This window comes from Brevibacterium sp. SIMBA_078, assembly GCF_046534565.1.
In the GTDB taxonomy this organism is placed as follows: Bacteria; Actinomycetota; Actinomycetes; order Actinomycetales; family Brevibacteriaceae; genus Brevibacterium.
Genome location: NZ_JAWRYQ010000105.1, coordinates 1 through 315 on the forward strand (window position 1 = coordinate 1; position 315 = coordinate 315).

Genomic DNA, 315 nt, shown 5'->3' on the forward strand with positions numbered 1-315 from the left:
GCATTGTAATCAACCGTGTCGCCTTTTACGCTAATTGGCACAGAGCATTGCGTGGCCGTTTTACATAATTTAAGCGTTCGATAATCATCTACGCTAAGGTCGATATTTTCTTTGCGTACACCGGCCTTTATTATTAAGTCATTAGCAATAACCCACTTAGTTTGTAAAAAGCCCGCGACACTTTTCATGTCCATTTCTGGCACCCAAACACGGCCATCGACCAGCGGTTGTGCAGTTACATCATTTAACGCATCAATTCCGTAAATAAATGACGCTTCAACTGAGTCAAAGTCTACCTGGGTATTAAAAGTTGCT

General features: G+C 41.9%; 1 protein-coding gene. It reads right to left on the reverse strand.

Annotation, left to right across the window (positions count from 1 at the left end):
- Window positions 1–315 (reverse strand): hypothetical protein (locus SB749_RS19055; protein ID WP_410711681.1); only part of this gene is annotated, 315 nt, incomplete at both ends.